This is a genomic window from Vibrio sp. R15-SG3-ISO1A, from assembly GCF_059833955.1.
Window position 1 is genome coordinate 1 of sequence record NZ_JCBDGH010000029.1, and the last position, 21,544, is coordinate 21,544.

Here is a 21,544-nt window from a genome sequence, read left to right on the forward strand (position 1 = left end):
ACAAAGGCCCACTGGATTGGTCGCAAATGCTGGATTTTTATCGTTTGCGAGCAATAGAGGGATTAGAGCAGGTCAGTGACCGCCATTATTCGCGCGTTGTCACTGTCGGTCATCATCACGCTCATATTTGCATTTATCCCCATAAACCGGGCGTGATGAGGGTAGAGTTTGAGCTTGAGGACACACGCTTGCTACGCCCTTTAGTGACTCAGCTAAGACGCATGTTTGATTTGGACACCGACATCACCGCGGTCGAAGCGCATTTGACGGCGATAGAGTCGTCATTGGTTAAGTATTCTGGGCTGCGAATTCCCGGTGTCTGGGATTGTTGGGAGGCCGGCGTGAGGGCGATTTTGGGTCAGCAAGTGTCCATCAAAGCGGCGATCGGACAGCTCAATTTGTTGGCCTCGACCCTGCAACCAGGTGGCGTCACTCACTTTCCGACGCCGGCCGAGGTGGCGAGTGCCGATTTGGCATTTTTGAAAATGCCGCAAAGTCGCAAAGAGACGTTCTCGCGGTTTGCCCAGTTTATGCTAGAACAACCTCAGGCAGAGCCCGATGAGTGGCTGACCTTGAAAGGCATCGGCCCTTGGACAGTCAACTACGCCAAACTGCGCGGCGCCTCGCAAGCGAACTGCTTTCTTGATACGGATCTGGTGGTGAAAAAAGCGTTGGCGCGCTTTCCTTCTCTCACCTCGACACGCGTCGCCCCTTGGGGGAGCTACGCCACTTTTCATTGTTGGAGCCATGCATGACCACGCACAACGAGCAAACTCAATACGTCTACACCACCATGACCAGTCCTCTCGGTGAAATGGTTTTACAAGCCACTCGTGAGGGGCTGACTGGAGCGTGGTTTGAAACACAGACCACTCAGCCAGAAAATTTAGGCCAGCGCAGCGATTCTGATCCTATACTGACTAGAGCAATCAAACAGTTAGAGCAGTACTTTGCCAATCAGCGTGACAGTTTTGACCTGCCTCTCGCCGCGCAGGGCACGCCATTTCAACGTCAAGTTTGGCAAGCGCTAACGACGATACCTTTTGGTAAAACGTGGAGCTATCAGCAACTCGCCGATGCCATAGGCAATCCTAAAGCGGTACGCGCGGTGGGGGCGGCGAACGGGAAAAATCCCATTTCGATCATTGTGCCTTGTCATCGCGTAATAGGTAAAAGCGGTAAATTAACGGGTTATGCAGGGGGCGTGGAACGCAAGGCGTCCCTCTTGAAATTGGAAAGTGCGAGGTAAAGTTATGCTTGGTCGACAATGCAATTGGGGGGTGAGGGTACTGCTGGCGTCACTGGTGCTTGTCGGCTGTTCAGAAGATGACGCTGAGCGTTACCTCAACAAGCAAACCTATGAGTTTGTCGGTGACTACGAAAACCAGTACAACGACGACGTGCTGCGCTTTAATAATGCGATGGTGACCTTTATTAAAGCGGGGCAACCGAACTTAGAAAAGAGTTTTAACGTCGAGGGCAATCAGTTGTTCATCCAAATGCGCAATAACTCAAAAGAGCAGCGAGAAGACATCGTGATGCGTATCCACGGCAAAAATGAAGTTCTGACGTGCAGCGTGTGCGCGAAATATCAGTTGGCGAGCATCTGGCAAAAGCGCGATGCGCAGCCTTTGCCAGTGAAGCCTTAATTTTGTCTGTTACGCGCGCTAGAGCGTTTAGAACGTTAAAACGTTAGAACAAGCCCCCATTGAGCGCCATGTGGCAGACGATACTCGCGATATAACCAAGCGCAATAACGGGCATCCATTTGAGGTGACCAAAGAAGGTGTACTTACCGTGCGCCGCCCCCATCAAGGCTACCCCGGCCGCAGACCCTATTGAGAGTAAGCTACCACCGACACCGGCAGTCAGTGTGACCAGTAGCCAGTTACCCATCGACATACTCGGCTCCATGGTGAGTACCGCGAACATCACAGGAATGTTATCGACGATGGCAGAGAGAATCCCCACCATGACGTTGGCCCACATGGGATCCCACTGGGTGTACATCACCTCAGAAATCACGCCCAAGTAGCCGAGCAGACTTAACCCTCCCACACACATCACGACGCCGTAGAAGAACAGCAGGGTGTCCCACTCGGCGTGAGAGACGCGGCGAAATACATCAAACGGGACGACAGACCCGAGGCGCTTGAGTGCGTAATCATCACGGTTTGCAATCGCGCGCGCGGCTTTTTTGTGTAACGAGGTCTTGAGGGTTTTTCGAAGGAAAAAGCCAAAAAACTGCAAATAGGCGAGCCCCATCATCATGCCCATCACTGGTGGGAAGTGCAGCACGGCATGGAAGGCCACTGCCGTCGCGATCGTCAGGATAAACAGCCCGACAATACGGCGCGCGCCGCGTTTGAGCTCAATGTGTTCATGTACCACGTTCGGCTTACTATTGGGTACAAACAGCGACATGATGAACGCCGGAATGATGTAGTTAATCAGTGAAGGGACAAACAGCGGCATAAACTCAGCAAAGGAGACATGGCCCGCCTGCCACACCATCAGGGTGGTAATGTCACCAAATGGGCTAAAAGCGCCGCCTGCGTTGGCGGCAATAACGATATTAATACAGGCTAAATTGATGAATTTAGGGTTATTGCCCGCTACTTTCAGTACAACGGCGCACATTAGCAGTGCGGTGGTTAAGTTATCGGCAATCGGTGAGATAAAGAAGGCGAGTATCCCGGTCAGCCAAAACAGCGCGCGGAAATTAAAGCCCTTGCCCACCATCCACGCTTGCAGCGCATCAAACAGTCGACGCTCTTCCATCGCGCTGATGTAGGTCATGGCGACCAATAAGAACAGTAACAGCTCAGCGTATTCGAGCAGGTTATGTTCCAGCGCGGCTTTGGCGACTTCTATCTGATCGTGCTGAGAATAGACGTAGCCAATCATGGCCCAGATGATACCCGCAGCCAACAAGACAGGTTTGGACTTTCTCAGTTGCAAGTACTCTTCGAGCATCACCAAGGTATAGGCCATCGCAAAGATAAGTAGTGCGGCGTAACCTATGGTCGATTGGGTAAGAGGCAGTGTGTCATGGGCGGTGGAAGCAAGGGTCGGAAAAGGGAGCAACAAAAGGGCAAATAGGGCTGACCAATGCAATTTCATACTTTCACTCCTTGAAAGAGTTGTTATAGAAAGATAGCGAGAATGTTGAGTCCCTATTTTAAAGAGTTATCAGATTGGGATGTGTGAGATAGATTGGATATGCCTGAATTTGAATGAGTTATTGTCGACGTTTGACTAAATGGGTAGATGAGAAAGCAAAAGCCTCAAACCGAGGTTTGAGGCTTTTGGCGTACTTTCATTGCCCAAGGTCCGCGAGATGAGCGGTTAGGCCTCAACCTGCTTGAGATGAACCTCTTCCTCTTTTACGCCCGCTTGAGGGTCGTTAAAGCGTGTCTCATCCAGTGCGCCTTCCGATTTCGCAACGATGACCGTCACCGCGCTGTCACCGGTAATGTTCACGGCGGTACGGATCATATCCAACAAACGGTCGACACCCATAATAAGGGCGATACCTTCCAACGGCAGACCGACTTGGTTAAGTACCATCGCCAGCATCACGAGACCAACACCTGGTACGCCTGCTGTGCCGATAGACGCCAGCGTTGCGGTCATGATGACCATCAAGTAGTCACCCATGGTGAGGTCGATGTTAAAGGCTTGTGCGATAAAGGCTGTCGCGACACCTTGCATGATGGCCGTACCATCCATGTTCACTGTCGCGCCTAGCGGCACCGTGAATGAGGAGACGCGGTTTTCCACGCCCATGCGGTTTTTCACCGTTTCCATCGTTACCGGAATGGTGGCATTTGACGATGCGGTCGAAAACGCAAACATGACCGCGTCTTCCATCTTCTTCAAGAAGGTGATTGGACTCAGACCGGTGAAGCTTTTCAGCATCACGCTGTAAGTGACTAAACCGTGCAAAATCAAGGTGCCAGCCAGGACAAGGAAGTACTCCGCCAAGTTGATGATGGCGCTAAGACCTAGCCCAGTAAACAGTTTTGCCATCAAGAAGAACACGCCAAACGGCGCCAAGTTCATCAAAATCGCCACCAGTTTCATGATCACTTCATTGAGATCAGAGAAAAACGCCGCAATGCGCTCACCTGGCTTGCCCGCCGCGCTGATAGCAACGCCAAATAACACCGCAAACACAATCACTTGCAGAGTTTTACCTTCTGCCATTGCGCTGATTGGGTTGGTCGGGAACATGTTAATGATCACCTGACCCAGTGACGGTGCCTCGGCGGACTGGAATGAGCTTGCTGCCGTAAGGTCAGCGCCTGCACCTGGCTGGAACAGGTTACCCATGGTCAGCGCAAGCGTGATGGCGACCGCCGTGGTGACAATGTAAAACCCTAAGGTTTTTCCGCCCATGCGGCCCAGTGTAGAAAGATCTTTCAGTGAGCTTGTGCCACACACCAGTGAAACAAAAACGAGAGGAACAACAAGCATTTTTAAGCTGGCGACAAATATTTGGCCACCAACTTCAAACAGTCCATTGACGATGTATGTGTCGACAAATCCGTTGTCGGCAAAGAGGGTGCGAATTGCAAATCCTGTCAAGATACCTGCAACCATACCGAAAATCACTCGGCCGGTTAGCGACATGGGTTTCTTGGTATTCATAGTGAACACTCCTTATAGTTATGCGCCTAAAATTCACTTTAAGGCGGGCAGGGAGGTTAGCAGGCAGGATGAAAAATCAGAAAGCGAAAAAGCGCTGACGATAAGGAGATGTGACCTGGGTCACTGCTATTTGTTGGTATTTAACACCAAGTTAACGGCTTGATGTAAATTAATTGACGTATTTTTATTGTTTTTAACAGTTAAAATCCCGGACATTAATACTTGGCTTCTTCTCACCGCATGTAAATAGAGATGATGTGTCCACTTGATTGATTTGGAAAATGCATAGATAAGCATATTTTATTCACTTTATTGCCTATGTTGGCGCAATCGTCGTGAACAGCGACCTTAGGTGCATTTTTGTCGAGCCTCGCAAGAAAAATCTTGTTACTCTCGGCCATTATAGAATGACATCATCAGGCTTTTTTCATGATCAATACCGCTTTATTAGGGATGTTTATTCCCACTTTCTTTTTTGTCTCTATTACGCCCGGCATGTGCATGACATTGGCGCTGACGCTGGGGATGAGTATTGGTTATCGTCGTACATTGTGGATGATGGTGGGCGAGTTGATCGGCGTGGGTTTGGTGGCGGTCGCGGCGGTGCTCGGTATCGCCGCGGTGATGCTCAATTACCCATGGCTATTTACCGCGCTTAAGGTACTCGGGGGCGGCTATCTGTTCTATTTAGGGATTCAGATGTGGCGCTCGAGAGGCAAGCTCGCTTTAAATCTTGATGAGACGGTCGAATCAGCCCCTCACAGTGACTGGGATTTGGTGGTACAAGGTTTTGTGACCGCGATTGCCAACCCGAAAGGCTGGGCGTTTATGATTTCTCTGCTGCCGCCTTTTATCGATCAATCGGTGGCGCTGACACCGCAATTGGTGGTGCTGGTATCGATCATTCTGCTGTTTGAGTTTGTTTGCATGACGCTCTACGCCACAGGTGGTAAAGGCTTGAAACGCATGCTAGGTCAATCGCATAATGTCCGATTGATGAACCGAATAGCGGGCACCTTAATGATGGGTGTCGGTGTTTGGTTATGGGTGAGCTAGGACAAAGGAGCCATATGTTGGGATCAATCGGTCAGTGGTGGACGTCGACCAAATCCGAATTGCGTGAGGTGCTGGAGTTCCAGTCCCGTGTCTGGGTGGTGAATGTGTTCTCAGGGCGCAACAAAGGTGAGGCGTTTATCGTCAATGAAGACAGCTTTAACGAGCCAATGCAATGGATGAAACGTAAAGGCTACCCTAGCGAGCAGTTAGCGAGAGTGAGTGAGATGAAGCGCTCTCAGGTGCTTGAGATAGAACTCTCGAACGTTAAACATCGAGTGATGCGAGTAAAGTAAACCAATCAGGCCAGCGTAACGCTGGCCTGATTGGTTTTTGGTTGGTCATTATGGCTCGCCAAGAGAGTGGAGCCTCTTGGTTATCGAGAGGGCGTTAGATTTTTGCCCATTGAGTTCGGCGGTCTAGCGCGCCGCTAAAGCGAGTCAGCAGGAGTGCCAGAGCGACAACAATAGCGCCGACCCAAGGTGTGTTCATCAGCCCAGTTTGTTCAACGACTAAACCCCCACCCCAAGAGCCCAGAGCGATACCGACGTTAAAGGCCGCGATGTTGAGTCCGGAGGCGACGTCTACGGCATCAGGCGTATAACGCTCGGCTAAGTTCACCACGTACACTTGTAGCCCCGGGACGTTCCCAAACGCAAACGCACCCCAGATAAGAATCGTCACCACCGCGGCAATCGGCTCGTAAGCGGCAAAGTTGAACACCAAAAGCACGGCGCCAAGGCCAGTGAAAATGATCGTCAACGCTTTGATGGGCCCCATGGTATCGGCCATCTTTCCACCCCAAATGTTGCCAAACGCGACAGACACGCCATACACTAACATGATGAGGCCGACAGAGCTGGCTTCAAAGCCGGACACTTCCTGCAAAATGGGCGCAAGGTAGGTGAACGCGGTAAAGGTGCCGCCATAACCCAGTGCCGTGATCGCATAGACCAGCAGTAAGCGAGGCTGAGTCAGTACGCTCAGTTGTGCGGAGAGTTTGGTCGCCGGAGGCTGTTTCAGATTACTGGGTATTAAGAGCGCACTTCCTACCCAAGCGATGAGACCCAAGATGGCGACGATCAAGAAGGTCGCTTGCCAGCCAAACGTCTGACCGATGTAGGTGCCAAGAGGCACTCCCGTCACCAAGGCGACCGTGAGGCCAGTAAACATGATCGCGATGGCGCTGGCGGCTTTCTCTTTGGACACCAAACCTGTGGCGATGGTCGAGCCAATCGAGAAAAACACGCCGTGAGCAAGACCCGTTAGGATCCGAGCTGCCACCAGGGTGTTGTAACCTGGCGCTTGCCAAGCCAGCAGGTTACCCGCGACAAACAGGGCCATGACGGTCAATAGTACCGTCTTACGGGGCCAGTTTCCCGTCAGCGCGGTCAGCACAGGGGCGCCGACGGCAACGCCAAGGGCGTATAAGCTGACCAGCAGACCGGCTGAGGGCAGCGAGACCGATAAGTCAGCGGCCATAGTTGGGATCAACCCAACGATGACAAATTCAGTGGTGCCGATGGCAAACGCACTGAGGGTTAGAGCAAAAAGAGCAATAGGCATACTTTCATTCTCAATGATGTGTTCAGTGGCGGCCATTATCGAGCTGAATTCTTTTGTGAAAAACAACGTCTTTTGCAAATGACTTTTGTCAAAATTATGGGTAATTAACGATGAACTGACGGGTGAGGCTTTTTCGTCGGCGATGTTATTCTCTATAATCGAGCCATAAGCCTACGGGTATAGCGTCACCTCTGCCAAGACAACTACAGGACACTGACATGACCACTCGACTACTACTCAACGGAAAAAAAGCGGCGCAACAAGATATTCGCGATGCGGTGATGGCCCTGCGCAAAGAAGGCCACACGCTCGAAGTACGGCCAACATGGGAAGCAGGAGATATTGAGCGCCTCGTGTGCGAAGCTGCCGAGCAGCAGGTCACCCGGGTGATTGCAGGCGGCGGTGATGGGACGGTGAATGAAGTGGTTGACGCGATTCTCAAACATCAACTGGCGTTGGAGGTGGCGGTGTTACCACTTGGCACGGCCAATGATTTTGCCACGGCCTGTCATATTCCTACCGACTCCCCGTATCAAGCCCTCAAGCTGGCGCTTAGTGGAGAGAGTTACCGAGTGGATGCCGCCAAAGCTAACGAGCGGCACTTCATTAATATTGCGACTGCGGGTTTTGGCGCGCAGGTGACGGCCAATACGCCGGTGGCGCTGAAAAACTTCTTGGGCGGCGGCGCGTACACGCTGTCGGGGTTGTTGCAGGCGATCAATTTTCAGCCTTTTGAAGGCACCATTCGTTTTGATGACAATACGCGCGAAGCCGGTGTCGTGGTGGGGGCGGTGTGCAACGGTCGCCTAGCCGGTGGCGGCCAAGAGCTGGCACCCAATGCCTATATTGATGATGGGTTGCTCGAAGCAGTATCGATTGAAGCCTTTAGCGCGGCCGACATCCCTGTCGTGCTCAGTGAGCTTCAACAGCAAGGCGATGGCGAGACGCAATTTATTCATCGTAAACAGGTCAAGCGCATTGAATGGCTCTCCAATCAAGTTATGCCGATCAACCTCGATGGTGAGCCACTCTCTTGCCCCGAAGTGGTGATGGAAGTGTTACCGCAAGCCCTCGCCCTTGTACTACCAGAGAGCACGCCGGTATTAAGCCGTCATCAAAAGCGTAATAACGCCTAGGCTAAATAGGTGGGGATGGATGCGAATGTAAACGTTTCCATCTTTTTGCCTCTGCTCACAGAATCACAGCGTGGTTGCGTTATGATATTCGGCTCAATTCGCACAAAGGATGTCATGATGGAGCCAACGCAACGCATAGAATTAGTCGGGTCGCGCACGCAACTGCTGGTGGAGATCGGTGAGGTCGCCGAAGTCTTGCACTGGGGTAAACGTCTGCCAAGTCCAGAGCATGGGTTGCCTAACGCCTCTTTGGCGCTGCAACGCCCGGTGCCGTTTGGCCGTCTTGATAAGGATGTGCCGGTCTCTTTGCATCCCGAACTGGGGCGCGGATCGTTTGGTTCACCTGGCCTTGAAGGACACCGTCATGGTCTAGCGTGGGCGCCGGTTTTCTCTCTTACCCACTGCGAACATGACTTACATTCACTGACACTCATCTACCAAGACGCACAGGCTGAGCTGCGTTTAACCATTGACGTGCATCTTGGTGAGGATGACGTGCTCAAAACTCGCCAAACGGTCACTAATTTGGCGCAGGACCCCTATTGGGTGACGCGCTTTGCTCATACCTTACCACTTGATAGGCGCGCTGAAGAACTGCTCACCTTTCATGGTCGCTGGGTTAATGAATTTCAAACCGAGCGCCTTACGCTCCATCACGGTGGTTACCAACAAGAGAATCGACGCGGGCGCACCTCACATGAACACTACCCGGCGCTAATCGCAGGCACTTCAGGCTTTGCTGAGCTTTCGGGTGACGTGTGGGGCTTTCATCTGGCATGGAGTGGCAATCACCGCCTACGAGTGGACGTCAAAGCGGATGGGCGGCGCGTAATGCAGGCCGAAGCGCTCTATTTACCGGGCGAAATCGCACTGGCTGAAGGAGAGTCGGTATCCACCCCTTGGCTCTATGCTACCTACAGTGAGCAAGGGCTGAGCCGCATGAGTCAGCAGTTCCATCGCCATGTGAGAGAGCAGATAGTCGCCCGTTCAGTCACACAACAGCCTCGGCCTATCCATCTCAATACGTGGGAGGGGATCTATTTCGATCATGATCCCCAATACATCAAACAGATGGCGACTGAAGCGGCACGTATGGGCGTTGAGCGTTTCATCATTGACGATGGTTGGTTCAAAGGGCGCAACAACGACAAAGCCGCATTAGGCGATTGGGTGTTGGATGAGCGTAAATACCCCGAAGGGCTGACGGACATCGTCAACCACGTCAACGAACTAGGCATGGAGTTTGGTCTTTGGTTTGAACCTGAAATGATCAACAAAGACTCGGATCTCTATCGTCGCCACCCCGAGTGGTTACTGGCGGTGGAGGGCTATCATCAGCCAACCGGCCGTCATCAATATGTGATTGATTTACAAAACCCTGAGGCGTTTGATTACCTATTTGAGCGTTTGGATCATTTTCTCTCCAACTATGCGATTGCCTACATCAAATGGGACATGAACCGAGAAGTGGTCCAACCGGCTCATCACGACCGCGCCGCTGGGCATAAGCAGGTCGAGCGGTATTATCAACTGGTTGATAAAGTGCGCGCTGCCCATCCACAGGTGGAGATCGAATCTTGCGCTGCAGGCGGTGGGCGGATTGATTTTGAAGTGCTCAAGCGCACCCATCGATTCTGGACGTCTGACAACAACGACGCGCTCGAGCGACAAACCATTCAACGCGGCATGAGCTTGTTGTTCCCGCCAGAAGTGATGGGCAGCCATATTGGTTCTGGCCACTGTCACAGTACCCGCCGTAGGCACAGTATCGAGTTTCGCGGCCTCACTGCGCTGTTTGGTCACATGGGGATAGAGCTTGATCCCGTCTCTGAATCTGAGCAAGAGAAAGCGGGATTTGCCCGTTATGTGGCGCTGCATAAGCAGCTTCGTCCGCTGCTTCACCATGGCGTTAACTGGCGTTTACCCACCGAAGATAGCGCGCACCAAGCCTACTGCGTTGTCGCAGACGATCAATCGCAAGCGGTGGCCGTAGTGGCGCAACTGGCCATGCCTACTTATGCACTGAGCGGACAATTAAGATTTGCAGGGCTAGACGACAGTGCCCAATACCACGTCAGCTTGCTTGATAAGCCCCTCAACTTTGACACCATGGTGTGCCGTCAGCCCCCTTGGACAGAACAAGGTTGTACCCTGTCTGGCGCATGGCTACATCAAGTGGGCTTAGCCATGCCGATATTGGATCCTGAAAGTGCGATTTTGATTGCGCTCACGCGGGTGGACTAGCGTTCTACGTGTCAAGTTCGTGGTGGGTTTACAGTGTAAAGCCAGCGCGGACTTCGCTATACTCTGGGCATTCGTAGTCACCACTTTAGGTCTGACATGCTGACACGCTCCGATGATTTACAAATATTGCTCAGTGTCGTCGATAGCGGCGGTTTTTCAGCGGCGGCTGACGCGCTCAACATCCAAGTGGCGCGTGTCTCTCGTGCGGTGAGCAAGATCGAGCAGCAACTTGGTGTGTCCATCCTTAATCGCACGACACGCCGTGTTGAGCTTACGGTAGAAGGCAAATTGTTCGTCGATTCGGTTCGCCAAGGGTTACAGCTGATTGGTCAAGCCGAAGCGGATTTGATGTCTCGCGGTGAGTTGCCCAAAGGGCCACTACGCGTTGATGCGGCCAGCCCGTTTGTGTTTCACCAACTTGTGCCGTTGATTCAATCGTTTAAAGTCGCGTATCCCGATATCGAACTCGAACTGACGTCCAATGAAGGTTACGTCGACTTACTGGAAAAACGCACGGACGTTGCGATTCGTATCGGCCACCTTAAAGACTCCACTTTACACGCCAGTCCGCTCGGTAAAAGCCGACTCTATATTGTCGCGTCGCCAGATTATCTCGCGCGTTATGGCACACCCACTCGCGTCTCACACTTATCCTCTCACCAGATCATTGGTTTTACGGCGCCGAAAGTGCTCAACCATTGGCCACTGAAAGGACTAGAACCCATCGCGCCGATGCTTCGCAGTGCGAACGGAGAGACGGTGCGTCAATTGGCACTCGCGGGGAATGGCATTGCGTGTCTCTCCGGTTTTATGGTCAATCAAGATTTGGCGAATGGGGCCTTGGTGTCTTTGCTGGAGGAGTGGCGAGTGGAAAATACCGCGCGCGAGCAGGTCAACGCGGTGTATTACAAATCTTCCCACGTCGCCAAGCGCATTTCGGCGTTCATTGAATTTATCAAACCCCGCTTGACACTTTAGGCGGCAGCGCCATTGATGTCAGCGAAGAGCACTTAAGCAAGGCAAGGAGAATCGTATGATCAAAACTACTACCTCAGTGGTCGAGGGCAAACCTGTTGACGCCTATCTTGGCGTTGTGGTCGGAGAGGCAATTTTAGGTGCTAACATCTTCAAAGATATGTTTGGTGCCATTCGAGACGTTGTAGGCGGTCGCTCTGGTGCTTACGAGCGAGAAATGGGCCGCGCTCGAGAAATCGCTTTTGCCGAGATGGAGCAACACGCGCAGTCTCTGGGCGCCGATGGTATTGTCGGTATCGACATCGATTACGAAGTGATCGGCAGCGGCGGCAGTATGATGATGGTCAGTGTTAGCGGTACCGCCGTTAAATTTCGCCAATAGAGCACGATAACTTTTTATTCGCGATAACGTAAATTAATGAGGCAATCAATTTGATGAAAATATGGGTGGATGCGGATGCGTGTCCTGTGGTGATCCGCGATGTACTTTACCGCGCGTCGCAGCGCACTGGCGTCGAAGTGACGCTCGTCGCGAACCAGTTTATACGCACGCCAGCGTCACCAAAGGTGAACATGTTGCAAGTTCAGCAAGGGTTTGATGTGGCAGACAATGAGATTGTTAAACGTTGCCAAGCGGGCGATTTGGTCATCACCAGTGACATCCCTTTGGCCGACGAAGTGATCACTAAAGGCGCACAGGCGCTCAACTCGCGCGGTGAAATGTACAGCAAAGAAAACATCAAAGCGCGCTTGAACATGCGCGATTTTATGGACACCATGCGCAGCAGCGGCGTCCAGATGGGCGGGCCACCGCCACTCAGTCAGGCAGATAGGCAGCAATTTGCTAACCATCTCGACAAATGGCTGGTCCATTGGCAACGTTCGGTCAAGCCTACAAAACCCGAGTAGGCTTTGCTTACCCAACAATCCGCTTACCCAATAATCAGTTTACTCAACATCAAGAGGAGGGGGTATGTCACTGGTCAATCAATTGGCGCTGTTTATCGATGTGGTGCAGCAAGGCTCATTTACCAAAGCGGCGGCGCTGCACAATATGGATAACTCCTCGCTCTCCAAGCAAATTAAAAAGCTTGAGAGTGAGCTCGGTGTGCAGTTACTCAATCGCTCCACACGTTCCTTTTCGTTGACGCCGGCGGGGGAGGAGATCCTAGAGCAAGCGCATAATCTGCGTAAAACGGTAGAAGACGTCAAACTGATTGCCGACACCTACCATGCCGAGCCCAAAGGACGCATTCGTATTACGGCGCCTTTGCACATTGGTCAGCAATATTTGCAACCGGTGATCAACGCGTTCATGCGCCGTTACCCAGAGGTGGAAGTGACGCTGCTGATGGACGACAAACGCTCAGACATTATCTCTGAGCATTTTGATGTCGCATTTCGTCTCGGAATCTTGCAAGACTCAAGCTTGATCGCCAGTAAAATCGCAGAGATTCGCCCGGTGATCCTCGCCTCCCATGACTTCATTGCCCAGCATGGCGAGCCTCGCTCACCACAAGAGTTGGTGCGCCTGCCTTCTGTGGTCTACAGCAACGGCTCAGTGACCATTGACACAGTGCGCTTAGGGGCAATGTCCGACGCCTCCGATCTGCACAGTTACAAAATGCAAGGGCGATACAAGGTTAACGACGTCCGCACTCTACTCGATGCAGTGCAAGCGGGGCTCGGTTACGTGATGATCTCATCCAGTAATTTAACCCAGTCTGTCGAAACCATGAACCTCACCCCGTTGCTGACCGATTACCGGCTATGTAACCAAGGCACAGCGCTGTATGCCCTCTATCCCCATCGCAAACAAACGGTATTAGTGCGCGAGTTTATTCAAGCCGTCAAAGCCTTCATCGGCCTGCCACCGATTTGGGAGCAGCATATTGAAGGCTTTGAGGGGATGTATCTTGGTAAGGGGTGACTGTTAACGCTCGACTATCCCTTCTATCGCCTCGATCACCGCCTGCACTTTTCTATCATCCAGTGCATCCGGGTGAGGCTGAGCAAAGGCTTCAATATCGTTGTCGTAGTAGCGTCCGCCTGCGCCTCTGAAGGCGTCATCTAGGCTGGCGCTAACGAGAATGTCGGCGCCAAGGGAGAGATCGCCACCTGCAATACCAAACGCCTCTTTGACCATTTTGCTACCGAGCAGTGATTTCGGGTTAACTGAGACAATCATTGGCCCCGAGTGTCGATGTGCTTCACCCAGTGCGCGAGACCACATGGTAATCGCTAGCTTGCTTTGCGCGTAAGCCTCTCTGTCAGACAAGTGACCTTTTCCTTGCAGGGCTTCAATGCTAACACTGGCTTGCGCTGCAGAAGAGAGGTTCACTACGCGCCCATGGGCAGGAATGAGTGGCAACAATCCTTGGGTCAGCAGATAAGGTGCGACCGTATTGACGGCAAAGCGAATATCTAGGCCATCGGGCGTTTTGTCCGCTGGCGCGTTGAAGATACCTGCGTTGTTGATCAACACGTCAAGTGGTGTCTCTCCCAGTGTGGCGCTCACTTGTTCAATCAATCGCTGCACATCGCTGAGGACAGAAAGATCGGCGATAAAGGCTGTGAGTGTGGTGTTATGTTCTTGATTAAGCGTTTCAACCACTTTGGCGAGCTTGTCAGGGTTGCGGCCATGAACCAATACGCGATGCCCTTGCTTTACAAGTTGGCTTGCAGTCAATAGACCAATACCATCGGTCGCGCCTGTGATTAGAATAACTTTTTGTTCGTTCATGATTGTGCTCCGAAGGTAAGTGATGACAGTGCTATTGTGCACAAAGGCGGTGTTAGATGCATTAGCCGAGGCGCCCAATCATTATGGACAGTTTGTTCCAAAATGAGCAACCAGCAGTGATGAATATAGCTGTGGCCTACGTGATTCAAAAGGCACAAAAAAACGGCGCAGAGCGCCGCTTTGACTCAAATCTGCTGGTTGCCTACTTTGGCATAATGACCGTATCAATCACGTGAATGACGCCGTTGCTTGCCTTGACGTCAGTCATGACAACGTTAGCGTTATTGACCATCACTTTGTCGCCCATCACTTTAATCATCACATCTTGGCCTTGGACGGTGGTGGCTTTATCCATTTTGACGACATCGGCAGCCATCGCTTTCGCTGGAATGACGTGGTAGGTCAAAATAGATACGAGTTTGTCTTTGTTCTCAGGCTTGAGGAGCATCTCTACTGTACCTTCAGGCAGTTTGGCGAACGCGTCGTCGGTGGGCGCAAGTACCGTGAAAGGACCGTCCCCTTTCAATGTCTCTACCAGTCCTGCTGCTTGGACAGCGGCGACCAGTGTGGTGAAGCTACCATTCTCTACGGCGACATCGACAATGTCTTTTTTCATGCCGTGGTGGTTAGCGTTTGCAGTCGACATCATCAAAAGGCTGCTCATGGCGATAACGAACGTCATTAGTGTTTTGCGAATCATAACGAATGTCCCTGTGTTGTGTTGGATTCGCTGGTTGGTACGTGTGCAGTTTGGCACCGATCAGGATTATTTTTTAAATTTTTCTAGGTTGAACTTTTTCTCGTGACCGACGTAAAGACTGGTTTAATCGCATAAAAGTAAAGTCGGTAAGAGAGGTGGACATGGAGATGCCATTGAGCAAGTTGGAGCAATTTTTTTATCTCGATAAACTGATTATTCACTCACTGGATCTGGCACTTTATCAGGCCAGTGTCGAAGTGGATGGCGAGCGATACTCTGTGATGGACAATTCTGGCAAGCGCTTAGTGACGCACTCATTAGTGGAGATGCAAAAGCGCTGTCGAAAACTCAACGCGACGCAGCAGGTTCTCAGACACGAGAGTGCGTATGATGAAATGGTGGGTGGGCCTGAGAAAGGATCGACCAATGCACTCGAGGTGCCACTCAAAGATCATCAACTCTACTAAGGCGTCTTTGCGGTTAAACCCGAGTTTATCACCGAGTGATAATGGATCGGATCCTGACAAATCGATGAATGTCCCATTTCTGATCGGCAAGAGGTGCTAAGGTTAAAAAATGTACAACACAACCGACAGGACGAGGTGCAAATATGCTAGGTGAAGACCATTCTCTACTCAAAGAGTTTCCAGAGCATAAGGATGACATTTTATCGCTCGCAGAAACCGACCTAAACTTCAACGACCAGATGAAAGAATACAACGCCATCGACAAACAAATACGTACCCTCGAACTTCGAGACTCTCCTATCAGCGACGAAGAAATGCACACTCTCAAACTGCGTCGCGCGCAAATGAAAGACGATTTATTCCAACAACTTCATAAATAAAGCCGCCCATCCCTGATGACGTGAGCGAATGGTATTGCGTGTTGCTCCGACTTGGGTAGACCTAAGCTCCATGTCATGCGTGGAGCTTTTTTGATCTTCAGGCCTGTCTTTCTCCGATTAACTGTTTGGATAAGCGCCGTTACGGTGCACTAGAACGAGGGCTTGCCGCGTAGTGCTTTGGTACTAGCCTTGATGCCTTTGGCTTTCAGACGACGCTCTTTGGAGGCGCGAGTCGGTTTGGTTGGGCGGCGTTTCTTTTGTACCACCATCGCGCTGCGGATCAGGTCGGCTAGGCGGGTCAGGGCATCCTCACGATTTTGTTCTTGGGTGCGATACTGCTGCGCCTTAATGGTAATCACGCCCTCTTTTGAAATGCGAGAGTCGGACAGCGCTAACAGACGCTGTTTGTAGACATCGGGCAAGGTAGAGCGTTGGATGTCAAACTGCAAGTGAATGGCCGATGACACCTTATTCACGTTCTGGCCGCCAGAGCCTTGAGCGCGAATGGCGGTTAATTGGATTTCCCAGTCACTCAAGGTGACGGTATTGGATATAACTAACATGACAATACAGTGAACCGACAGCGCTGAAGCTGTTGTGGCTACTTAAATTCTTCTCCGTGGTTATCAAGTGTCAGATGCCCGCACGTTTGGCACTCCTCGTAGCGATCAATCAATTCTAACGAGGCCAACGCTTGGCCCACGACCATACCGCTAAAAAAGCCAGAGAAAAAGGCTTTTACGGTTTCTTTTCGGCTTTTTCCATACGGCGAGGGCTTTTGCTTGATGCACTCTTTGTGCTCGGTTTCACACTGACATTGCGGGCAGAATCGAAGACTCATATCCGGCGCTCCTTATTCCCTATGCTAACTGGCTGGATAGTAACGACTTATTGCGATGGCAGTGGCGAGAGGTCTCTCATTATTCAAAAATTTCGAATATCTAGCTCAACCTGACCGAGTCTTCTTTAGTGATAAGAGGCGATACACTGTTTTCATCGCCTAACAGGAGACCTGTGATGACCACCCAACGACAAATTCGCCAACTGATCCCTGCCCACGCCACCTCTGACGGCGATGGTGTGAAAATTCAGCGTGTCGCTGGATTTAACAACACGGCATTTTCTCCATTTTTGATGATAGATGAACTGAAATCTGATCAAAAAGCTGATTATGTCGGTGGGTTTCCACCTCATCCTCACCGTGGTATTGAAACCCTGACTTATATGATGAAAGGGCACTTCCAGCACCGTGACCACATGGGCAACGTTGGAGAGCTACGCAGTGGTGGTGCTCAGTGGATGGCCGCAGGTCGTGGTGTGATCCACAGTGAGATGCCGATTATGGAAGAGGGCGATCTGCATGGTTTTCAAATCTGGATCAACCAGCCCGCCAAAAACAAAATGCAGCCCGCCAAGTACTTTGATTTTCAGCCAGAAACCATTACCGAGTACGTCGGCAAGGATTCAGGTGTGTTTCGTATCTTAGCGGGTGAGATCGAGATTGACGATGAGCAGCAGCAAGGGCCACTGACCGATACGGGTGTGCCCCTGTCCGTGACAGACTGGTGCTCTCAAGCTGGTCAGCAGGTCACCATTGGCACACCGGCACATCACAATATGATGCTGTTTGTCTATCAAGGAGAGATCCAATTGGGTGGCCAACGCGTAAACCAAGGTGAAATGGCTCTGTTGACTCTTGGCGAGTCGGCTTCCTTGAGCGCCAACAAAGAGTCTGGCGTTTTGTTGTTTGTCGGTGAGCCCATCAATGAACCGGTCGTGCATTATGGCCCCTTTGTGATGAACAGCATGGCAGAGATTGAACAAGCAGTGCGCGACTACAATCAGGGTGTATTTGAGACCTATTGATTAGGTCGTAAAGCTCATGGCTGAGAGGGGCAGAAATGGCGCCTGCTAGGCAAAATCGAGTCGAAATGAATCGAAGAATTTCGGTTGCCGAATTGGCGACTGGTCAGTGCAAAAAGTGAATAATCCACTGCCTTACTTTTTGTTTGTGCCACACCCTAGGGTGTGGCTTTTTATTTTTGATAATGCGTTGCTTAGCTTTCGGTCAGCAAGCCTAATTCACGCGCCTGCTCAAGTGAGATCTGGTTAGAAATCAAGTTATGCAAAGCGGCCTCGCTTAACTGGACAACGTTAACACCCTGCGGTGGTGGCGTGACATGGACGACCATGCTTTGCTCACTGCGCTGCGACCACAACTGTCTGTCGACCAGATACACATACGTACCAGACGGTAACTCTGGGTAGATGTCGACCATCAGATTGAGCCACCAACTGGCGCGTCTTAGGCCTTGGGCGCCATCAAGCTTTTCAGGCAATTGGATAGACTGTGCACGTAACGCTTTTTGCGTGGCGATGGAGACATCCAGTGCCCCAGGATAGCTCTCACTAAATGGGTTGCTGAACAACCCATCGTAAGAGCAAGCCCAACTGATTGGGCTTGCCAGCGTGATGACTGAGCAGGTGAGCAACGTCGCGACCTGTTTCATCATAACGCCTCCTTAAGGTGTCACAATGTTGAACCAGAAGTTGAAGGTATCGAGCATACCGACAAAGTCTTTGAACACATCGCCGTCACCGTCGAGCGTGATAGAACCATCAGCAATGGCTTGCTCAAGAGTGATGTTACCCAATTGGACGTCATCCAGTGTCGCTTTGGTCAGCGTCAACGCCACATCCGGCTTCTCTGCTTGCTTATGAGTGTGATTGAGCACAGAGTTCTCAACGTACAAGGTGTACTTCTCATCTAGGTCAGTGAAGTTAATGTTGATGGCGTAGTTCTTCCCAGCCGCTTTTTCTGGTAACAAACGTACCGCGAGATAATCAAACAGCATTTCTGGTGGCATGTTCTTGATAATATCTGGCGATGCAGTGTTGGTACCGCCCGCACTTGGTGTGCCGTTACGCAGCTCGTAAGCGCCTTGCAAGTAGACAGAACGCCAAGGGCCAGATTCCGCTTGGTAACCCAACTGCTCATAGGCATCAGCAAGGAGTGCTTTACCGTTTTTGCTCTGTGGATTAGCAAACACCACGTGTTTCATCACTTCCGCGACCCAGCGATAGTTACCCGCGTTAAAGTCGGCTTGTGCTTTTTTGATCGCTTCGCGCTCGCCGCCCATGTACTCAACGTACTTCACAGCAGCGTTGGTTGGCGGCAGGTTGTTCAGATCTGATGGGTTACCGGTGTACCAGCCCATGTAACGTTGATAAACCGCACGGCTGTTATGGCGTAGGGTGCCGTAGTAACCGCGGTTGCTCCAGGTCTTGTCGATTTCCTCTGGGAATTGGATAATTTCAGAAATCTCAGAACCCACATAACCTTGGTTCATCAAACGGACCGTTTGGTCATGCGTGTACTTGTACATATCACGCTGTTTCTTGAAGTATTTGACGATGTCGCCTTGGCCCCACATTGGCCAGTGGTGGCTTTGGAATTTCACTTCGACATCATCACCCCATAGTTCAATGGTCTCTTGCAAGTAGCTTGACCATTTCAGCGCATCACGAACTTGAGCGCCACGGAGTGTAAGGATGTTGTGCATGGTGTTGGTGGTGTTTTCCGCCATCCACAACGCTTTTTTCTGAGGGAACCAGACGTTCATCTCAGTCGGTGCTTCTGTGCCTGGCGTGTATTGGAAGACCATTTTCACGCCATCGACCACGCGTTCGTCACCGGTTTTCTCAATGGTGTCGGTTGGGGCAATCATGGTCGCAAGACCGGTTGACGTGGTTTGACCCAAGCCACCGTTGACGCCGCCTTTTTCGTTACGTGGAAGCAGGGCGCCATACATGTACACTGCGCGTCGACCCATCGCATTACCTGCAATCACGTTTTCAGATACGGCATGCTCGGTAAAGCCAGGGGAGGCCATAATGGTCACTTTTCCGTCGATGACATCTTGCTCATCGACGATACCGCGCACCCCACCAAAGTGGTCAATGTGGCTGTGGCTGTAGAAGACACCCACAACAGGACGCTCGCCGAGTTCACTGTTAATGAAGTCGAGTGCCGCTTTTGCGGTTTCTTGAGAGATGAGTGGGTCGAATACGATCCAGCCTGTATCCCCTTGAATAAAGGTGATGTTCGACAAATCGTAGCCGCGAACTTGGTAAATACCATCGGTGACCTTAAACAGGCCGTTGATCATGTTTAATTGCGCATTACGCCACAAACTTGGGTTGACGGTATCGGGTGATGGCTTATCAAGGCCGATGTATTTTTTGTAGGCTTCTAAATCCCAAACAACATCGCCGTTTTGGTTTTTAATGGTAACGACATCCTGAGTCGCGATAAGCCCTTTTTGCGCGTCATCGAAATCTTTGGTGTCACTGAATGGCAGACTTTGCTTGAGTTGGTTATTCGCATCAATCGTTGCCTGTGTCGCGGGTTTGGGCTCTGACGCAGTGGCATTGGTGGCCACTAGTATCGCCATGGCTAATACTCCCATTCGCTTCATAGCACTCTCCTTGTATATGCACTTTTATGAGCAAGTTAAGCATACGTGAAGAGTGATACAATTCACACTACAAATGCCACCTTAATGTGAAATTTCTGTGAAGATCTCACATTTGTGAACCTCTATATCCTTAATTTTTGGAATGGTATTTCACCTTTACCTTATGATTGACTCGCTGATCAGAGCGCGAGCGCTGATTTCAGGTGCGCGACGAACGCTTTGACCTGAGAAGGGATAAAGGGCGATTGTGGATATTGGGCGACGATATGACCTTGGTAGCTGCCAGCTAATTGCCAGTCGCTCAAAATAGGTTGTAAAACGCCTTGTTGGCACTCATTTTTGACCACAAATTCAGGGAACAGCGAAATGCCCAGCCCTTCGAGTACGGCTTGGCGACGGATCTCACTGTGATTCACGGCAAGATGACCGCTGACAGGGACAGCCACCGTTTGTGTTCCTTGAGTCATCCGCCAGATGCGATCTTTGGGGGATTCACCCAAACAGAGACATTGATGATGGCGCAGATCATTGGGGTGTGCGGGCGTACCATGCTTCGCTAGATACTCTGGACTGGCGCACAGTAACAGTTGGCAAGGGGCAAGCGTTACCGCGACTAAACCTTCCACAGGATTCGGTGTGATGTGGATGACCACATCGACATCGTCATGAATGGGATCGAGATAGCGGTCTTCCACTTTAAGGGTCAGATTGACGTTGGGGTACTGCTTAGCAAACGTCAATATGGGTGACATAAGCACTTGCTTGGCAAGCGCTTTCGGTACGGCAACGCGAAGCGGCCCTGCGATCGCCTCTTTGTTGGCGTGTGCTGCGCTCACCGCAAGTTTGGCTTGCCCTAGCATGGTTTGACAAAGGTGGAACACCTCTTGCCCTGTGGCGGTTAATCGCATCTGACGCGTGGTGCGCTCCAAGAGCTGCTCTTTCAGCGCTGTCTCAAGGCGCCGCAGTGAGCGGCTGACCGATGAGGGCGCCACGCCCAATTTCACCGCCGCATTGGCGAAGCTTCCTTCTTCCACCACAGTAACAAACACCGCCATTTCAGCCAGTAAGGGGATAAGTTTATTCATGTCCATGGTGCAATTATCCTTTGCAAAATCGACCAATTGTTTCAGTTAAGTTACTTGTGGATAC

At 51.3% G+C, this 21,544-nt stretch carries 24 protein-coding genes; 14 read left to right on the forward strand and 10 right to left on the reverse strand.

Features of this window, described 5'->3' with window-relative positions; translation table 11 throughout:
• The 3 genes from AC6R0L_RS02990 to AC6R0L_RS03000 form a co-directional block, all read left to right on the forward strand.
• On the forward strand, window positions 1–755 hold a 755-nt coding region (locus tag AC6R0L_RS02990; protein WP_500628173.1), incomplete at its 5' end, for a DNA-3-methyladenine glycosylase family protein.
• Window positions 752–1,249 (forward strand): methylated-DNA--[protein]-cysteine S-methyltransferase, encoded by a 498-nt coding sequence (locus AC6R0L_RS02995; protein ID WP_500628174.1) that lies wholly within the window; start codon window positions 752–754, stop codon window positions 1,247–1,249. The genes AC6R0L_RS02990 and AC6R0L_RS02995, both read left to right, overlap by 4 nt.
• A 4-nt stretch (window positions 1,250–1,253) precedes the next feature.
• Window positions 1,254–1,649: a hypothetical protein gene (locus AC6R0L_RS03000; protein ID WP_500628175.1), complete on the forward strand. Its 396-nt coding sequence runs from the start codon at window positions 1,254–1,256 to the stop codon at window positions 1,647–1,649.
• A gap of 43 nt (window positions 1,650–1,692) precedes the next feature.
• On the opposite strand, the gene nhaD is transcribed toward AC6R0L_RS03000, so the two are convergent.
• Entirely contained in the window at window positions 1,693–3,123 is a 1,431-nt protein-coding gene (nhaD, locus tag AC6R0L_RS03005; protein WP_500625430.1) for a sodium:proton antiporter NhaD, read from the reverse strand.
• Between the two features lie 225 nt (window positions 3,124–3,348).
• Entirely contained in the window at window positions 3,349–4,653 is a 1,305-nt protein-coding gene (locus AC6R0L_RS03010) for a dicarboxylate/amino acid:cation symporter (RefSeq protein WP_500628176.1), read from the reverse strand.
• A gap of 432 nt (window positions 4,654–5,085) precedes the next feature.
• On the opposite strand from AC6R0L_RS03010, the gene AC6R0L_RS03015 reads away from it, so the two are divergent.
• Window positions 5,086–5,709: a LysE family translocator gene (locus tag AC6R0L_RS03015; RefSeq protein WP_500625560.1), complete on the forward strand. Its 624-nt coding sequence runs from the start codon at window positions 5,086–5,088 to the stop codon at window positions 5,707–5,709.
• Between the two features lie 14 nt (window positions 5,710–5,723).
• A complete protein-coding gene (locus tag AC6R0L_RS03020) occupies window positions 5,724–6,002 on the forward strand; it encodes a hypothetical protein (protein ID WP_334553157.1) in 279 nt (92 codons plus the stop codon).
• A 94-nt stretch (window positions 6,003–6,096) separates the two neighbouring features.
• Here AC6R0L_RS03020 and AC6R0L_RS03025 read toward each other — a convergent pair whose 3' ends face one another.
• Window positions 6,097–7,272 carry an MFS transporter gene (locus tag AC6R0L_RS03025; protein WP_500628205.1) on the reverse strand — a complete coding sequence of 392 codons (1,176 nt, stop codon included), beginning with the start codon at window positions 7,270–7,272 and terminating at the stop codon, window positions 6,097–6,099.
• Between the two features lie 218 nt (window positions 7,273–7,490).
• Here AC6R0L_RS03025 and yegS point away from each other — a divergent pair, with 218 nt between their 5' ends.
• The 6 genes from yegS (at window position 7,491) to AC6R0L_RS03055 (ending at window position 13,557) form a co-directional block, all read left to right on the forward strand.
• A complete protein-coding gene (yegS, locus tag AC6R0L_RS03030; RefSeq protein ID WP_500628177.1) occupies window positions 7,491–8,408 on the forward strand; it encodes a lipid kinase YegS in 918 nt (305 codons plus the stop codon).
• Window positions 8,409–8,525: 117 nt separating this feature from the next.
• Window positions 8,526–10,652 carry an alpha-galactosidase gene (locus AC6R0L_RS03035; protein WP_500628206.1) on the forward strand — a complete coding sequence of 709 codons (2,127 nt, stop codon included), beginning with the start codon at window positions 8,526–8,528 and terminating at the stop codon, window positions 10,650–10,652.
• Between the two features lie 96 nt (window positions 10,653–10,748).
• Window positions 10,749–11,630, forward strand: coding sequence for a LysR family transcriptional regulator (locus AC6R0L_RS03040; RefSeq protein WP_334553162.1), 882 nt, complete (start codon window positions 10,749–10,751; stop codon window positions 11,628–11,630).
• Window positions 11,631–11,685: 55 nt separating this feature from the next.
• Window positions 11,686–12,009, forward strand: a complete 324-nt coding sequence (locus tag AC6R0L_RS03045) for a heavy metal-binding domain-containing protein (RefSeq protein WP_334553164.1) — start codon at window positions 11,686–11,688, stop codon at window positions 12,007–12,009.
• Between the two features lie 53 nt (window positions 12,010–12,062).
• Entirely contained in the window at window positions 12,063–12,536 is a 474-nt protein-coding gene (locus AC6R0L_RS03050) for a YaiI/YqxD family protein (RefSeq protein ID WP_500625434.1), read from the forward strand.
• Window positions 12,537–12,600: 64 nt separating this feature from the next.
• On the forward strand, window positions 12,601–13,557 hold the full coding sequence (locus tag AC6R0L_RS03055; RefSeq protein WP_487902994.1) for a LysR family transcriptional regulator: 957 nt from the start codon (window positions 12,601–12,603) through the stop codon (window positions 13,555–13,557).
• 3 nt (window positions 13,558–13,560) lie between these two features.
• Here the strand turns inward: AC6R0L_RS03055 and AC6R0L_RS03060 are convergent, their stop codons facing one another.
• Together AC6R0L_RS03060 and AC6R0L_RS03065 are read right to left on the reverse strand one after the other, a co-directional pair.
• Window positions 13,561–14,370: an SDR family NAD(P)-dependent oxidoreductase gene (locus tag AC6R0L_RS03060; RefSeq protein WP_500625436.1), complete on the reverse strand. Its 810-nt coding sequence runs from the start codon at window positions 14,368–14,370 to the stop codon at window positions 13,561–13,563.
• A 202-nt stretch (window positions 14,371–14,572) separates the two neighbouring features.
• Window positions 14,573–15,052: a fasciclin domain-containing protein gene (locus AC6R0L_RS03065; RefSeq protein WP_500628207.1), complete on the reverse strand. Its 480-nt coding sequence runs from the start codon at window positions 15,050–15,052 to the stop codon at window positions 14,573–14,575.
• 179 nt (window positions 15,053–15,231) lie between these two features.
• Here AC6R0L_RS03065 and AC6R0L_RS03070 point away from each other — a divergent pair, with 179 nt between their 5' ends.
• Window positions 15,232–15,537 carry a DUF6482 family protein gene (locus AC6R0L_RS03070; protein WP_487902996.1) on the forward strand — a complete coding sequence of 102 codons (306 nt, stop codon included), beginning with the start codon at window positions 15,232–15,234 and terminating at the stop codon, window positions 15,535–15,537.
• 143 nt (window positions 15,538–15,680) lie between these two features.
• Window positions 15,681–15,917, forward strand: a complete 237-nt coding sequence (locus tag AC6R0L_RS03075) for an HP1242/YdcH family protein (protein ID WP_334553188.1) — start codon at window positions 15,681–15,683, stop codon at window positions 15,915–15,917.
• A gap of 149 nt (window positions 15,918–16,066) precedes the next feature.
• Here the strand turns inward: AC6R0L_RS03075 and arfB are convergent, their stop codons facing one another.
• The gene (arfB, locus tag AC6R0L_RS03080; protein WP_500625438.1) at window positions 16,067–16,480 is read right to left on the reverse strand and encodes an alternative ribosome rescue aminoacyl-tRNA hydrolase ArfB; all 414 of its coding nucleotides are present in this window, start codon (window positions 16,478–16,480) and stop codon (window positions 16,067–16,069) included.
• A 38-nt stretch (window positions 16,481–16,518) separates the two neighbouring features.
• Window positions 16,519–16,758 carry a hypothetical protein gene (locus AC6R0L_RS03085; RefSeq protein WP_500628178.1) on the reverse strand — a complete coding sequence of 80 codons (240 nt, stop codon included), beginning with the start codon at window positions 16,756–16,758 and terminating at the stop codon, window positions 16,519–16,521.
• A 176-nt stretch (window positions 16,759–16,934) separates the two neighbouring features.
• Here AC6R0L_RS03085 and AC6R0L_RS03090 point away from each other — a divergent pair, with 176 nt between their 5' ends.
• The gene (locus tag AC6R0L_RS03090; RefSeq protein ID WP_500628179.1) at window positions 16,935–17,783 is read left to right on the forward strand and encodes a pirin family protein; all 849 of its coding nucleotides are present in this window, start codon (window positions 16,935–16,937) and stop codon (window positions 17,781–17,783) included.
• A 191-nt stretch (window positions 17,784–17,974) separates the two neighbouring features.
• Here AC6R0L_RS03090 and AC6R0L_RS03095 read toward each other — a convergent pair whose 3' ends face one another.
• From AC6R0L_RS03095 to AC6R0L_RS03105, 3 genes are all read right to left on the reverse strand, one after another.
• Entirely contained in the window at window positions 17,975–18,430 is a 456-nt protein-coding gene (locus tag AC6R0L_RS03095; RefSeq protein ID WP_487903001.1) for a hypothetical protein, read from the reverse strand.
• Window positions 18,431–18,439: 9 nt separating this feature from the next.
• Window positions 18,440–20,395, reverse strand: a complete 1,956-nt coding sequence (locus tag AC6R0L_RS03100) for an alkyl/aryl-sulfatase (RefSeq protein ID WP_500628180.1) — start codon at window positions 20,393–20,395, stop codon at window positions 18,440–18,442.
• Between the two features lie 179 nt (window positions 20,396–20,574).
• Window positions 20,575–21,486, reverse strand: a complete 912-nt coding sequence (locus tag AC6R0L_RS03105; RefSeq protein ID WP_500628181.1) for a LysR family transcriptional regulator — start codon at window positions 21,484–21,486, stop codon at window positions 20,575–20,577.
• Window positions 21,487–21,544: the final 58 nt, after the last annotated feature.